Below are 14,925 nucleotides of genomic sequence, written 5' to 3'. Positions count from 1 at the left end.
GAGACATCCCGGCTACCTCCACGCATCTGGCCGCGGGTGTGGCGCCCGCCCCCCCCCCCCCCCCCCCCCCCCCCCCCGGGGGGGGGGGGGCGCGGGGGGGGGGGGGGGGCGGGGCGCGCCGGGCCCCGGGGCCGCCCCCCCCCGCGGGCCGCCGTGCTCGACCTGATCGGTTTCACCCTCACCATGCACGCCGACACCGGGTCGGTCCCGGTGGGCGGCTGTCTGCTGACGGTGCTGGCCGCGGTGCCGCTGCTGATGCGGCGGCGCTACCCGCGGCTGGTCCTCGTGGCGGTGCTGGCGCTCGGCCTGCTCCTCAATCTGACCGTGCCGGTCACCCAGCACTTCAACGCCACGATGGCGGTCGCCCTGTACACGGTGGCGCGCACCCAGCGGCACGGGATCACGCTGGTGGCCGCGGTCGCGACCGTGGTGTGCTCGGTGATCAGGCGGACGGCGTGGCCGCTGCCCGACGCGATGGACGTCTCGGGCAACACGGCCGCCGCGGTCATCGTGCTGATCACCGCTGTGGTGATGAACCACTGGCAGCGGGACCAGGCCGCCAAGGAACAGCGCAGGGCGGACCGTGCAGTGGCCGACGAGCGGCGTCGCATCGCCCGCGAGCTGCACGACATCGTCGCCCACCACATCACGACCATGCAGCTCATGGCCGGTGGCGCCCGCGCCAACCTGGACCGTGACCCGGAGGTGGTGCGCGATGCGCTGATCACCCTGGAGGGGTCGGGTCGGATGGCGCTGCGCGAGATGCGCCAGCTCCTCGACGTGCTGCGGGCCGGGGACGAGGTGGAGGAGGCGCCGACGGAGCCGCAGCCGGGCGTCGGCGACCTGGAGCGCATCGTGGCGGAGTCCTGCCGGGCCGGGCTGCCGGCCGAGCTCGACGTGCGGGGGGCGGAGCGCCCGTTGCCGCCGAGCGTGGGCCTGACGGTGTTCCGCATCGTGCAGGAGGCGCTGACGAACGCGCGCAAGTACGCGGGCCGGGCGCGGGCCAGGGTGCGGCTCACGTACGAGGAGGGCGCGGTGGCCGTCGAGGTCACCGACGACGGGGACGGCGGCGGTACGGGCTTCGGCTCGGGCTCCGGGTACGGTCTGGTCGGCATGCGGGAGCGGGTCGTGCTGCACGGCGGCACGTTGGAGACGGGGCCGCGGGACGAGGGCGGGTACCGGGTGTCGGCCCGGTTGCCGCTCGCCGTGGACGAAGGGGTGGCACTGGGATGAGCGGGACCGTTGACCAGCCGGTGATCAGGGTGTTGATCGCGGACGACCAGCCGCTGGTGCGGCGCGGGTTGGCGCTCATCCTCACCCCCGATCCGGCCTTCGACGTGATCGGCGAGGCGGCCGACGGCGCGGAGGCGGTGGCCCTCGCCAAGGAGCTGCGGCCGGACGTGGTGGTGATGGACATCCGGATGCCGGTCCTGGACGGGGTGGCCGCGACCGAGCGGCTGGCCAACGAGCTGCCGGAGTGCCGAGTGCTGGCCCTGAGCACCTTCGACATGGACGAGTACGTGGTCTCCGCGCTGCGCGCCGGCGCCGCCGGGTTCCTGCCCAAGGACATCTCCCCGGAGGAGTTGGTCACCGCGGTCCGGGTGGTGCACGGCGGCGAAGCGGCGGTCGCGCCCCGCCTGCTGACCCGGCTGATCTCCACCTACGTACGCGCTCCGCACCGCCCCCGGGCCGTCACCGCCACGGTCGGCGACCTGACCCCGCGCGAGCTGGAAGTGTGGCGGCTGATGGCGGTCGGGCTCGACAACGCGCAGATCGCCGACTCGATGGACATCAGCCTCTCCACCGTGAAGAACCACATCACGAGCGTCTTCGGCAAGCTGAGCGTCCGCGACCGGGCCCAGGCGGTGATCGCCGCGTACGAGTCGGGGCTGGTGGAGGTCGGCAGCGGGAAGTAGCCGCGGCGGGGGTGGGTTGGCTGTCGCGGGGTGGGTGACTTCCGCGGGGTGCTCTGCCTCCCGGCGGGTGGGTGGCTCCCGCGCGGGTGGGTGGCTCCCGTACGGAACGGGCCGGGCGCGGCCGGCTGTCGCTCCCGGTCGGCTCAGCCGCATACCAACCGCATCTGCACCGGTCGCCCGTGCACGGTGCGTACGTGCACCACGGTGTCGTCGCCCGCCGTACTGGTCCGGCAGCGCTCCCCCGCCGTGAGGCGCCAGCGGCCGTGCAGCCTGACCCGCAGGGTGTGTTCCTGGCTGGGGTGGGTGAGCCAGGGGCGCGAGTAGGGGCTCCAGTGGCCGACGTAGTGGTGGCCCTCGTACTGGTCCGGGTCGCGCCCCTGGTAGAGCCGTAGGTCCGGGTCGCAGACCGAGAGGACCAGCACGTCCGGTCCTTCGGGGCGGCTGAGCAGCAGCGCCGGGGTGTCCACGGCGCGCAGCACGCCGCCGCCCGCCTCGAGCCCGCGGTCGGCGGCGAAGGCGGCGTGGCCGGTGATGCCGGTGGCCCGGTCGGTGACGATGTGGGCCCCGTCGTCGGCCCGGTGCACCGTGTACGGGGCGCTCGCCGGGTCGGCCATCCGCCGGGTGAAGTCGGCCATGGCGGCGGGGGTGGCCCCGATGACCATGGCGTACGCGTAGTGGGCCGCGGTCGGCGCGGTGCCGTGGCGGAGCCAGGCGGTGGCGAAGTCGCCCCGGGTGGGTGCCCCGTTGCCGTGCCGCCGGGAGTGCTGGGTGGTGCGGGTGAGGGCCAGCCGCTGGCCGGCCGGCACGTAGTAGCCGAGTCCCTTGTCGTCGAGCAGCCAGGTGTCGGCGGTGAGGACGCCGTCCGGGTGCCGGTAGGGGAAGGCGGTGAGGGGGTGCGGGTCGCCCAGGTGGGTGGGGGCTTCGGGGTGGTCCAGGTGGGTCTGGAAGAGGGTGGTCTCGGTCTCGTGGTGCCGGTCGCGGTTGCCGATGCCGGTGCCGAGGGCGATGACCCGGTTGTCGAAGAGGAAGACGGAGATCCGGGCCCGGTGGCTGGCCTCGTGCTTGGGGTGTTCGTGCAGCCGCATGGCGAACATGCCGTTGCGGCCGTCGATGGTGTGCCCGCCGGCGAACGCCTCGTCGGTGAGCAGCATCTCTTCGATGGTGCCGGTCAGGTCGGCCCGCAGCTCCTCCCACGGCAGGTGGAGGGTGGTGGTGCCGGGGCGCCGGTTCCAGTCGTAACCCTCCTGCACGAATCCGCTGGCCTCGTTGGTGACGGGCGTGCCGCGGTGGAGTACGTGCAGGTGCCCGTAGGTGTTGTAGCGGCCGTACCAGTTGGCCCCCTCGTACACCTCGGTCGACCACAGGTAGCGGTTGTGGCCGCGGACCACGACCTGCCAGTCGGCGCGGCGGTGCACGGCGAGCGCGGCGTAGTTGTACGCCCAGGCGCCGGTGGGTGACGGTTCGGCGCGTACCCCGGCGGCGGTCAGCCGGGCGGCGACCGCGCGCTGTTGTTCGGTGGGGCGGGCCGGCAGCAGCCGCAGGAAGGCCGCGCCGACCTCCGGGTCGATCGGCTGCCGCCCGTCCGGGGTGCCGGCGACGGCCAGCCACTGGTACGGGGCGGGGGTGAGGCCGGTGGTGCCCTCGGGTTTGCGACCGCTGAGCGGGATCGGCCAGTGCAGGGTGTTGGCGAAGATCCGCAGGGTCAGTACGGCGTGCCGCAGCGCCCGGTGGGCCTCGGTGCTGATCCGGAAGGGGCCGCGGGAGAGCAGGTAGACGGTGGGGGTGCAGCCGGTGAACCCGTCGCGGGCGTAGTCCGGGTAGCAGCCGACGTGGTGGAAGGTGGTGCCATCGACCTTCAGGCCGTCCTGGATGCCGTCGGTGGGCAGCAGGTAGCGGCTGAGCCAGTCGCTGAGCGCGCGCAGGTGGCCGACTTGGCGGGCCGGGCCGTCCTGGAGCAGCGCCACCGCGAACATGCCGCGCACGGTGGTGTTGAGGATGTCGGCGGTGGAGCCGTGCCCGTTGCGGAAGTCGAAGCCGCGGCGCAGCCTGCCGAGCCCGGCCAGCCAGCTCAGGTCGGCGCGTACCGCCTCCAACAGCCCTGCCCCGCGCAGCACTTCGCGCATCAGAACGACCGAGTCGTAGTAGCCCACCAGGGCGAACCCGAGGTGGTGGACGGTGCCCTGGCAACTGCCGTACGCCCAGCCGAGCTCCCGCAGCCTGCGGACGATCCGCAGGTAGAGCGCGCCGAGGGGGGCGGTGTGCGGGGTGCCGGGGCCGGCCGCGTCGTGTGCCTGGGCGATGGTGCGCAGCAGCCCGGTCACCTCCTTCAGGTCGGCGGCGTCGACGAAGGCGGTGAGGTCGCCGGCGAGCTGCGGCGGATAGATCTGCCCCTGGAACGAGAACACCGCCCGATCCGCCACCAACTCCTGTGTTTTTTCAGTGAGTTGCTGCACGTATGCGTCGGTGACCGGTGGTCCGCCGGCCAGGTAGTCGTCGTGGTAGCGGCGCTGCACGGTGCGCAGCCCGGCGCGTTCGGCGGCGGTGGGTGGCGGCGTCTCGACGGGGTGTCGGGTGAGCAACTTGTCGAAGAGGTAGAGGGCCTGCCAGTGCTGTTGGTCCCAGCCGTCGCCCTCGATGCCGATGTGGTTGACCTGCGCGTCGCGACAGGGTGCGTCGGGCCGCAGGGCGACGTTGAGCAGGATCTGATCGAGCCAGAGCGTGCCGTTGCGGCGGGGTGCGGTGATCCGGCAGGTGTCCATGTCGGTGCGCGGGCGGCCGTGCAGGTCGTACACGTACCGCAGCCAGGCGGTACGCCACCCGGTGTAGTCCAACCGGAAGTCGAACCAGCAGTCGACGCGTTCGCCCCGCCCGAAGGTGAAGCGCACCGCGTCATCGGTGGCGTGCTCGTTGTGCATCCACACCGCGAAGGTGTCCACGGTTCCCTGCCACGCCTGGTCGGCGAGCGGCCGGGTGCGGTACGGGTCGGGCGACCAGGCCAGGTCGGCGGTGATGGTGAGGTGGGTGCCTGGCCCGTGGTCCCAGCGCAGCGCGTGCCGCCCGCAGACCGAGCCGTGTTCCGCGCCGATCGTCACCGCACTGCCCGGCCCCGCGGTGAGCGCCTGCGGCACGGCGCTCTCCAGCAGGAAGGCGGGCGGGTGGAGCGCGAGCGCGCGCTCTTCCAGGTCGACGGCGCGCGGGTCGGGTACGGGGTGTGCGGCGGGTGACCGTTCCGCGGTGGGTGTGGTGGGTGGCTGCTCCGCGGCGTGCGCCCGGCCGGTCCCCACCTGGGTGAACGGCAGCAGGGGCCCGCCGTGGGCGGCGAGCCCGCCGCTGGCTGCCGCGCCGTAGGCGAGCAACCGCCGCCGCCCGACCCGCGGCCCGCCCCGTACGCTCGATCCGCCCTCGGCACCGCGCTCCATGGGGTCTCCTTCCGCCGCCTGCCGGTGCTCCCCCGCAGCCCGATTGTGCGGACGAATCGGCACCGGGCCCAGGGCCCGCGCCGGAACGGGCCCGGATGGCTCGAACGGGGCGCAGACGCCCGGGGCGAGAGGGGTGTGGCGCCCCGGACCTCGACCTTTATTGACCGACCGTTCTCGATAGAGCTAAGGTCGATCACGTGGCCAGGACCAAGGAGTTCGATCCGGACGCCGCGCTCCAGGCAGCGCTTGAGCTGTTCTGGCGGCGCGGTTACGAGGCGACGTCGATGGCGGACCTCGTGACGCACCTCGGCATCGCGCGCGCCAGCATCTACGCGACGTTCGGCAGCAAGCACGAGCTGTACGCCAAGGCGTTGGAGCGGTACGGCGAGCAGCACGGGCCCGACCTGGTGACCGAGCTGTCCCAGCCGGGGCCCGCGCTGCCGGCCGTGCGGGCGGTGGTGCGCCGGTTCGCCGCCGAGTCCGCGACCGACGACGAGCGGCGAGGCTGCTTCATCACCAACACGGCGATCGAACTGGCCCCGCACGACCCGGCCATGGCCCGCCGGGTCGGGGCCAACTGGGACTCCATCGAGACCGCGCTCACCTCGGCACTCATCCGGGCCGGGGCGCAGGGCGAACTGTCACCCGAGCGGGACCCGCGGACCCTGGCCCGGATGCTGCTCGTCCTGCTCCAGGGGATTCGCGTGATCGGCAGATCGACCGACCGGCCCGGCCTGCTCACGGAGGCCGCCGAACAGGCGCTGGCCCTGCTCGAACCGCCCGGGCCCACCACCGAGACCTGCTGACTTTCGACAGGCCCCCCCACACGGGCATGGGGTTGGCCCCGGCCGACTCCCACACCAACACCAACCCACCCCGGCCACACCGGGCCCGGCCGTCCCACTCACTCCCGTACGGGCCGACACGGCGACACCGGCCGCACCCTTCACGCCGCGCCGCCCCGCCATCCGGCCACCCGGCCGCTCCGGCACGCGAACCCGCGGCGGGATTCCCCCGGCCGGGACGGCCACTCCGCACACCCTCATTCAAGACCGATCGATCTGATATCAAGTCGCGCATCGCCCGCCAGGGGATGCCGGACGCTTAGGGAGCAACCCTCATGACCGCACGCTTCACCGGCAAGACCGCACTCGTCACGGGTGGCGGTACGGGCATCGGCCGGGCCGTGGCCCGCTCGCTCGCCCGCGAAGGGGCGCGGGTCGTCGTCGCCGGGCGCTCCGCGCCGTCGCTGCGGGAGACCGTCGCCCTGATCGAGGCGGACGGCGGGGTGGCCGCCGCGGTCACCGCGGACGTGACGCAGGCGGCCGAGGTGGAGCACCTGGTCCGGGAGACCGTGCAGCGGTTCGACGGGCTGCACGTCGCCGTCAACAACGCCGGACTCTTCCTCCCCGCGACGCCCGCCGCCGACCTGGCCGAGGAGGACTGGCGGCGCATCCTGGACGTGAACCTGACGGGCGTCTGGCTGTCCCTCAAGTACGAGGTGCAGCACATGCGGGCGCACGGCGGCGGCACCGTCGTGAACATCGCCTCGCGGCTCGGCGCCCACTCCCGGCGCCGCAACCTGGCCGCGTACGTGGCGAGCAAGGCCGCCGTCAGCGCGCTGACCCGGAACGCCGCGCTCGACCACATCGGCGACGGGGTGCGGATCAACGCGGTCAGCCCGGGTTCCACCGACACCCCGATGTCGACCCTGCCGGGCGAGGCCCCGGAGGCGAAGGCCGCCCGGATGCGCGAGCAGGTGCCGAACGGGCGGGTGGCCGGGACCGAGGAGATCGCCGCCGCGGTGCTCTACCTCGCCTCCGACGACGCGGCGTCCACCGTCGGCGCCGACCTGGTGGTGGACGGCGGCTCGACCGCCTGACGCCGGCCCGGTGGTGGACAGCCACCCGGTGGTGGACGGCCACCCGGTGGTGAACAGCCGCAGCGCCCCGCACCGGCCCGATGCGGCGGGGCGGGGCGCTGCGGCGTCCACGACGGCGGGCGGGTGCCCGGGGCGGAGCCGACGGGCGGCCCGCGCCGCGGACGGGGTGGGATCAGCGGGCGCTGTCCCGTACGGCGGGCCCGGTTGAGCCAGCCGCCCCAGCCGACCGCTGCTGTTGTTGCTGCCGCTGCTCCGCACGGTCCTCCCCGGCCGCTTCCCCGGCGTTCCCCGCAGCGCCCTGCACGTCCGCGACGCCCGCCACGGCACCCTCCGTGAGGTGTTCCGCCTCCACGAGCCAGCGGCGCAGCACCTCATGGACCTGTTCGGCCCCGACGAGTTCGGTGCCGTCCGTGGTGGGTGGGGTGAGGTCGCTTGGCCAGAACAGGAACGGGTGGCTCTGGTCGCCGCCGAGGCCGCCGTGCGAGCCGATCTGCCCCTCGAAGGCGTGCACCTCGCCCACATGCGGGTCGTACGCCGAGTTGACCATGATGTCGGCCACGTGCGGGAAGCCGTCGGTCCGCGCCACGGCCTGCGCAGCGCCGGGCCCGAACGGCTCCAGCGGGCTGGTCCCGATGATCCGCCCGGTGTCGAGGTGGTGTTCGCTGCGGTGCGCCCCGAGCACCACCGGGCCGTGCTCCGCCGAGCGTACGAGCAGGAAGCCGATGCCGGGGTGCTCGGCCAGGGTGTGCAGCAGGGCCGGGTGCCGGCGGTCGATCTCCTCGCGGGTCAGCCGGTGCGGCACATCGGGGAACGACACCAGCCCCAGGTTGCCCGACCCCAGCACGATCGGCCGCGACCTGCGCCGCCGCTGTGCCTCGGGACGGTCGACGGGGCGCGCCTGGGGTGGGTCGGGGCGCTCGTCGGGGCCGGTCGCCGGGTGGGGCCGGGGCGGGCTCGGGGTGTGTTCGCGCTCGTGGGTCTCCTCGGGGCGGTGCAGGGCGGCGCGGGCCGCCGCGCGGGCCTCGGAACCGCTGCGGGTACGGCCGGCGCGGCGCGGCACCGTCAGCCCGCAACCGGCGCGCACCAGGTCCTCCAGCGTGAGCCCGTACTGGGCCGCGAAGGTCTCGCCCGGGGTCTGGCCGTGGTCGGAGAGGAGGACGAAGCGGTAGGGGCGGGGGGCGTGCCGGGCCGCCTTGGCGATCAGCTTGATGCTGCGGTCCAGCCGGCGCAGCACCTGCTGCGCGTCCCGGCTGTGCGGACCCGAGTGGTGGGCGACCTCGTCGTAGGCGACGAGGTCGGCATAGACGGCGGTGCGGCCCGCGAGCATGTCGCCGATGACGGCCGCCACCACCACGTCGCGCTCGACGACGGTGGCGAAGGCCCGGACGAACGGGTACAGCCCGCCGCGCCCTACCCGGGGCCGCTCCCGGCGCAGCTTGGCGCGGGTGGACTGGCCCACCTCGCGGCAGACCTCGGCGATGAAGGAGCCGGCGGTACGGGTGGCGTTGGCCGGGTCGGAGAAGTAGGCGAAGTAGCCGGCGCGGGAGCGGTTGTGCCGGCCGCGGCGGGCGGCGACCGACAGCACCAGGGCGAGTTGGTCGGCACCACCAGTGAACAGGTTGCCGCGGCTGGCGCCGTCGGTGGCGAGCAACCCCGGGTGGCCGGCGCGGGCGGTGGCGCGGCGCTGGAGTTCGGCGGCGCTGGTCGGCCGGTTGCTGATCATCAGCTCGCCGGTGTCCTTCTCGTACCAGCGGAAGGCGGGCACGTCCGCGTTGGAGCCGTGCAGGATGCCGAGTTGGCTGGCACCGGTCTGGCTGGACCAGTCGGTGCGCCACGGCGTCAGGGTGTGCGTCGTACCGGCCCAGGTGGCGAGGGTCTCCATCAGCGGCGGCCTGGGGCGGGTGCGGCCCCGGGCGGCGGGGCGTCGGCGCAGCGCGTCGTACAGGGTCGCGTGGCCGACGCCGTCGAGTTGCAGGAAGACCGTGCCGGGCGCGGTGGCCGGCTCGCCGGGGACCGGGGCGCCGGCCGGCCCGCCGCGGTGTGCCGCCGTACGGGCTCCGCCGCCGCGGCGCTGCTTGCGGTACGCGAGCCGGGCCAGCCGTCTGCGGTAGGCGCCGTCGTCGCGGACGGCCAGCGCGGTGCTGGTGGCGGACGAGGCGGCCGACATCACGGCGGCGACCACGACGGCGGTCTCCGGCTCCACCTCGCCGCGGCCGTCGGGTATCAGGCTCAGCGCGACCAGCAGCAACGAACCGTTGAGGAAGAAGACCAGGAGGCCGAGTACATACGCGGGCACCAGCAGCAGGGCGCGCACCAGACCGGGCCAGACGACTGCACTCAGCAGGCCGAAGGCGCCGGCGCCGGACGCCGCGGTGATGCCGATCCGGGTGGCGCTGTCACCGTCGGCCGACTGGAGCCTGAAGTCGGGCAGGATGCCGGCGAGGGCGAGCATGGTCAGCGTGCTGACCGCCCACACCGCCGTCACCCGCAACAGGGTGCCGCCCACGGTCTTCCATCGGGGCCACTGCAACGCGCCTTCACCTCGTGTTTCCCGCCCGCTGGTGCTGGGCTCGCGTCCAGCGTGTCACGGCGTGGCCGCGGCCGTACTTTTGCGCTGGCGCCGGCCAACGTTCGTACTGCTGCTGGCCAACGTCTGCGCTGGCCAGCCGCGTACCCACCCATCCCTCGGGCCGGCCGCGCGTCCCACCGGGTGGGCAGTCCGTCCTTCCGCACCCGTCACCCGTCGCACGCCCGTCACCCCTTGCCCGGAGCGCCGGGGGCAGTGGCCGGCCCAGGTGGGTGACGCGGGCACGGTGGGCCGACCAGGCCCGAGGCGGGTGACTGGGGCGTGGTGGGCCAACCCGGCCCGACGTAGGTGGCGCGGCAACCCACAGTCCACCCACCCGGTCCGCCCACCGCGCCCTCAGCCGCGCCCCCGGGGCATCAGCGTCGCCGCTCCCACCGTGGCCAGGACGGCGAGGGAACCGGCGATGAGGAAGGCGGTGCCGTAACCCTGCGCGCCGCCCTGGGCGTGGGCGACCGCGGTCAGCACCGCGATGCCGAGCGCCGTACTGACCTGCCGGGTGGTGTTGAGCAGGCCGGAGGCCAGGCCCGTCATGGCGGGTGGGGCGCTGCTGGTGGCGGCCACCGTGATCGGCGTGAAGGCCACCCCGGCACCGACCCCGACCAGGATCAGCGGCACCACGATGTCCGGCAGGAACGCGGTGTCCTGGCCCAGCCTGACCAGCAGCAGGAAGCCCGCCGCCACCAGGGTGAGACCGAGACAGGCGGTGGGCCGGGTGCCCCAGCGGGTGGTCAGCCAGCCGGTGACCTGGGCGCCGGCCATCACCGCGAGGGCGGTCGGCAGGAAGCCGAGCCCGGCGCGCGACGGCGAGTAGTCCAGCACGTTCTGGAGGTAGAGCGAGAGCACCACGGGGCTGGCCAGATAGCCGACGCCGAGGCAGAACATCACCGTGTTGGCGCTGCTCACCGCGCGCTGCCTGAAGATCCGCAGCGGCATCAGCGGGCTGCGCGCCCACCGGTGCTGCCAGGCCACGAACAGCGCGAGCAGCAGTACCGCGGCGGTCAGGAAGGCCACCGCCCGCCCGGTCCCCGACGGCTCGCCGAAGGCGACCACCCCGTAGACGAGCGCGGCCAACCCGCAGGTCACCAGCAGTGCGCCGGCCACGTCCAGCGGTTCGCGCGGGGACTCGCTCGGCGGCCGGTGGGCCAGTACCCGCCAGGCGATGACCAGCACCACCAGGCCGATCGGCACCTTGATGAGGAAGACCCAGCGCCAGCCGAGCGAGTCGGTGAGCACCCCGCCGAACACCGTGCCGGCCGCGGCCCCGACCGCCCCGATCATGCTCCACAGGCCGAGCGCCCTGGCCCGCTCGGCCGCCCCCGCGTACGCCAGGTGGACGATGGTGAGCGTGGTGGGCATCAGCAGCGCGCCGCCCACACCCTGCACGGCCCTGGCGATGACCAGTTGGGCGGCGCCGGTCGCCAGCCCGCACCACAGGCTGGCCGCGGTGAACACGCCGAGCCCGGCGAGGAAGACCGCGCGGGTGCCGATCAGGTCGGCCAGCCGGCCGCCGAGCAGCAGGAAGCCGGCGAAGGCGAGGGTGTAGGCGTTGACCACCCAGCCGATCGACGCGTCGCTGAAACCCAGCGCCCCGGAGATCGGCGGCAGGGCCACCGACACGATCGTCGCGTCGAGCACCACGAGGAACTGGGCGCTGCACGAGAGCAGCATCAACAGCCACGGCCGGGTGGCGCCGTGCCCTGGCGGGTCCGCGACGGCCCCCGGCACACCGGTCTTGCCCCCGGCTCTCAACACGGCGCGCGGCGACATGCGTTCCCCTTCCCAACCACTCCCGGAGTCCAGTTAGGTAAGGCTAACCTAGCCGATGCACCCCTTACGCCTCGGCGACCCCCCACGTCCCGCACCGGCCGAGAATTCACCTCCCCATGACCCACCCGTGACCGCGCCTTGGTGTGTGCGAGGCTGCTGCCCAGGGATGCGGGGTCGCCGCCCGGGGGTCGTACGGCCGGACGGTCGAGTGGCTGGGCAGCCGGACAGTCGGCGGTGGGTACGCGGCAGGCGCCGGGCCCAGCAGGCACCTGCACCCACCCCGGGCGCCGCAAGCACCCCACACCCACCCCGAGCCCGGCGACCAACCCGTACCCATCGGGTACGAACGCCGGCAACCCGGCAAGCACCCCACCCCCACCGCGGCCCGGCCCCGTACCAGCGGGTGGCTGAACTACGCTCGGACGGGCTGGCACGGGTCAGCACGTGAGAGGGGAGGCCCCGGGTGTCGGTGGAGATCACCTGGTGGGGACATGCCACCGCGACGGTGGTGGACTCCGGTGTTCGCGTGCTCACCGATCCGCTACTCGTCCAGCGCCTCGCCCATCTGCGGCGACGGCGCGGGCCCGTCCCGCCGGCCAGCGCGCTGCACACGGATCTCGCGCTCGTCTCCCACCTGCACGCCGACCATCTGCACCCCGGCTCGCTGGCGCGGCTCCCGCACGGCACCCGGCTGATCGTGCCGCGGGGCGCGGGCGCCGCCGTGCCCGCGCTGCGCCGGGTGGCGAGCGCGCGCGGGCTGCGGGTCACCGAGGTGCTGCCGGGCGACGAGGTCGCGGTGGGCGAGGTGCGCGTGCGGGCGGTGCCGGCGGCGCACGACGGGCGGCGGCTGCCGTACGGGCGGCGCAGGGCGCCCGCGCTCGGGTACGTGCTGCACGGCGCGGCCACCACCTACTTCGCCGGTGACACCGGGCTCTTCGACGAGATGGCCGAGGTGGTCGGGGAGTGCGACGTGGCGCTGTTGCCGGTCGGCGGCTGGGGTCCGCAACTCGGCCCCGGGCACCTGGACGCCCGGCGCGCGGCGCAGGCGCTGCTGCAGCTCGGGGCGGCCTGCGCGGTGCCGGTGCACTACGGCACGTTCTGGCCGATCGGCCTCGACGCGGTCCGGCCGCACGAGTTCCACGCGCCGGGCGACGACTTCGTACGACACGCGGGCGAACTGGTGCCGCAGGCGGTGGTGCACCGGCTGCGGCACGGCGAGAGCGTGCGCCTGGAGGCCGCTCGGTGATCGCCGAACTCGCCCGTTCCGTGCCGCCCGAGTCCACCCAGCAGGCGGTCGGCTACCCCTCGCTCTTCCTGCTGGTCGTGGTGGGGTCGCTGGTGCCGGTGGTACCGACGGGGGCGGTGGTCAGCTCGGCCGCTGTGGTGGCGATCCACCAGACCTCGCCGCTGGCGCTGCTGGTCGTCTTCGCGGTCGCCGCGTCCGCTGCCTTCCTCGGCGACCTCGGCCTGTACTGGCTCGGCCAGCGCGGCGTGCGCTCGAAGAACGGTTCGCGGTGGCTGGGCCGGCTGCGCGAACGGGCCGCGCCCGAGCGGCTGGAACAGGCCCGCACCCGGCTCGCCGAGCACGGCACCGCCGTCCTGGTGCTGTCCCGACTGCTGCCGGCCGGGCGCATCCCGGTGATGCTCGCCTGCCTGCTGGCCCACCTGCCGCTGCGCCAGTTCGCCCGCGGCGCCGCCCCCGCGGCCCTGGCCTGGGCCGCCACGTACCAGCTCATCGGCATCCTGGGCGGCTCGCTCTTCGCCGAGCCGTGGGAGGGCGTGGCCGCGGCCGTCGGCCTGGCCCTGGTCGTCACCGTGGCCCCGCCGGTGTGGCGAAGGGTGCGCGGCACGTCACCCGGGTGAGCCCCGGCCGCGCGCCGCGGGGTTGGTCGTGCGGTGGGTCGTACGGGAGTGGCTGCGGGCGCGCCGCGTACCCCGGCACCGGCCCGCGTCACCCTCGTGGTCACTCTCGTGCGAGCAGTGCTTGAAGTTCCGGGAGGCGGCCGAACAGGTCGGGGAGGCCGCGCACCGCCGCACCCGACTCCCGCGAGGCGGGGCCCCGCGAGCGAAGTGGGTCACGCGTACGTCATCGCGCCCAGGCCCGGCTGAGACATCCCGGCTACCTCCACGCATCTGGCCGCGGGTGTGCCGCCCGACACACCCCGCCCCCCACACACACACCACAGATCAATCCGCATCGCACAGCGCATGGTCGATGAGTCGGCCCGTCGCCTCGTCCTGGCTCGTCTGGCGGGGGTCGCCGGGGCGCCAGGTGGTCACCGAGGTGGCGACGGCCCGCTGGCCGTCGTCGGTGGCGCCGGCCCAGGAGACGTAGCCGGGTGTCGCGCCGCCGTGGTACCAGATCCCGGCCCGGCAGCCCTGCACCGGGCGCCAGTACAGGCCGAGCCCGTACCGCGCGCCGGGCTCCCCCGGCCGCCCCTCCCGCACCGCCGTGGTCCGCTTCAACTCCGCGAGTTGCGCATCGGCCAGCAGCCGCCCGTCGAAGAGCGCGCGGAAGAACTCCGCCACGTCGCCGGTGGTGCTGGTGAGCGGCGCTGGGCCGGGCGGCAGGTGGACGGAGGTGTCGGTGAGTTCGTCCGTGCCGGGGAAGCGGGTGTAGCCGGTGGCCGACGGCGGTGGGAGCTGACCTGATGCGGGGACGGTCAAGGTGTGCCGCAGGCCGAGCCTGGCGATCACCCGCTGCTGGATCTGGTCGGCCAGCGGCCGACCGGTGACCTTCTCGACGATCAGGCCGACCAGCAGGTCGTTGGTGTGTGAGTAACCCCAGCGGCGCCGCTCGACCGGCGCCCCGGGATCGGTCCGCCAGTGTGGTTCGCGGCTGGTCGCCCAGTGCACCAGATCGACCGGCCGGTACGCGTCAAGGCGTGCCGCCCGGAAGGCGCTCGGCGTGAAGTCCCGTACCCACGGCAGGTGTTCGGTGTAGTCGCGGAGTCCGCTGGTGTGCCGCAGCAGGTCGGCCAGGGTGATGCGGGAGCCGTCGTTGCCGTGGCCGCCGACCATGCCGGGGAGTAACCCTTCGACGGTGTCGGTGAGGCGGAGCTCGCCTTCGCCGACGAGTTGCAGGGCGACCACCGCGGTGAACGGGGCCGTCAGGTCGCCGATCCGGTAGTGCGCGTTCCACGGCACCGGGCCGCGGGTGGCCAGGTCGCTCTCGCCCGCGCGGGCAGCGGCCGTCCCGTCGACGGTCCTGACCTCGGCCAACACGCCCGTACCGCCGGCGACCTGGACGGCCGTCACGTCCCTGCGCAGTTCGCGCCGGTCGAGCGTGGTCTGCCCGGGCGCGGTGCCGGTGGCCGTGGCGACCGCCCCCGCCGCGCCCGCCGCGCCCACGGC

General features: G+C 74.5%; 10 protein-coding genes. 6 read left to right on the top strand and 4 right to left on the bottom strand.

Translation table 11 applies throughout. The features are described from left to right. On the top strand, window positions 1-1,233 hold a 1,233-nt coding region (locus AAHZ94_RS13515; RefSeq protein WP_349993099.1), incomplete at its 5' end, for a sensor histidine kinase. Then, window positions 1,230-1,916 (top strand): response regulator, encoded by a 687-nt coding sequence (locus AAHZ94_RS13510; RefSeq protein WP_349993098.1) that lies wholly within the window; start codon window positions 1,230-1,232, stop codon window positions 1,914-1,916. The genes AAHZ94_RS13515 and AAHZ94_RS13510, both read left to right, overlap by 4 nt. A 143-nt stretch (window positions 1,917-2,059) precedes the next feature. Here AAHZ94_RS13510 and AAHZ94_RS13505 read toward each other — a convergent pair whose 3' ends face one another. Continuing rightward, window positions 2,060-5,335, bottom strand: coding sequence for a chondroitinase family polysaccharide lyase (locus AAHZ94_RS13505; RefSeq protein ID WP_349993097.1), 3,276 nt, complete (start codon window positions 5,333-5,335; stop codon window positions 2,060-2,062). A 197-nt stretch (window positions 5,336-5,532) separates the two neighbouring features. Here AAHZ94_RS13505 and AAHZ94_RS13500 point away from each other — a divergent pair, with 197 nt between their 5' ends. Together AAHZ94_RS13500 and AAHZ94_RS13495 are read left to right on the top strand one after the other, a co-directional pair. Continuing rightward, on the top strand, window positions 5,533-6,141 hold the full coding sequence (locus AAHZ94_RS13500; RefSeq protein WP_349993096.1) for a TetR/AcrR family transcriptional regulator: 609 nt from the start codon (window positions 5,533-5,535) through the stop codon (window positions 6,139-6,141). 314 nt (window positions 6,142-6,455) lie between these two features. Beyond that, window positions 6,456-7,217, top strand: a complete 762-nt coding sequence (locus tag AAHZ94_RS13495) for an SDR family NAD(P)-dependent oxidoreductase (protein WP_349993095.1) — start codon at window positions 6,456-6,458, stop codon at window positions 7,215-7,217. A 172-nt stretch (window positions 7,218-7,389) separates the two neighbouring features. Here AAHZ94_RS13495 and AAHZ94_RS13490 read toward each other — a convergent pair whose 3' ends face one another. After that, window positions 7,390-9,747, bottom strand: a complete 2,358-nt coding sequence (locus AAHZ94_RS13490) for an alkaline phosphatase family protein (protein WP_349993094.1) — start codon at window positions 9,745-9,747, stop codon at window positions 7,390-7,392. A gap of 393 nt (window positions 9,748-10,140) precedes the next feature. Then, entirely contained in the window at window positions 10,141-11,571 is a 1,431-nt protein-coding gene (locus AAHZ94_RS13485) for an MFS transporter (protein ID WP_349993093.1), read from the bottom strand. A gap of 463 nt (window positions 11,572-12,034) precedes the next feature. Between AAHZ94_RS13485 and AAHZ94_RS13480 the strand changes: the two genes are divergently transcribed. Beyond that, on the top strand, window positions 12,035-12,817 hold the full coding sequence (locus AAHZ94_RS13480) for an MBL fold metallo-hydrolase (RefSeq protein ID WP_349993092.1): 783 nt from the start codon (window positions 12,035-12,037) through the stop codon (window positions 12,815-12,817). Next, window positions 12,814-13,434 (top strand): DedA family protein, encoded by a 621-nt coding sequence (locus AAHZ94_RS13475; protein ID WP_349993091.1) that lies wholly within the window; start codon window positions 12,814-12,816, stop codon window positions 13,432-13,434. Before AAHZ94_RS13480 ends, AAHZ94_RS13475 begins: the two co-directional genes overlap by 4 nt. Window positions 13,435-13,758: 324 nt before the next feature. Here the strand turns inward: AAHZ94_RS13475 and AAHZ94_RS13470 are convergent. Continuing rightward, the coding region (locus tag AAHZ94_RS13470) for a serine hydrolase domain-containing protein (RefSeq protein ID WP_349993090.1) at window positions 13,759-14,925 on the bottom strand (1,167 nt) is incomplete at its 5' end.

The sequence above is a fragment of the Streptomyces sp. HSW2009 genome, from assembly GCF_040240285.1.
Classification (GTDB): domain Bacteria; phylum Actinomycetota; class Actinomycetes; order Streptomycetales; family Streptomycetaceae; genus Streptomyces.
The sequence above is the reverse complement of the archived record's forward strand: the minus strand, read 5'-3'. Positions and strand labels throughout refer to the sequence as shown.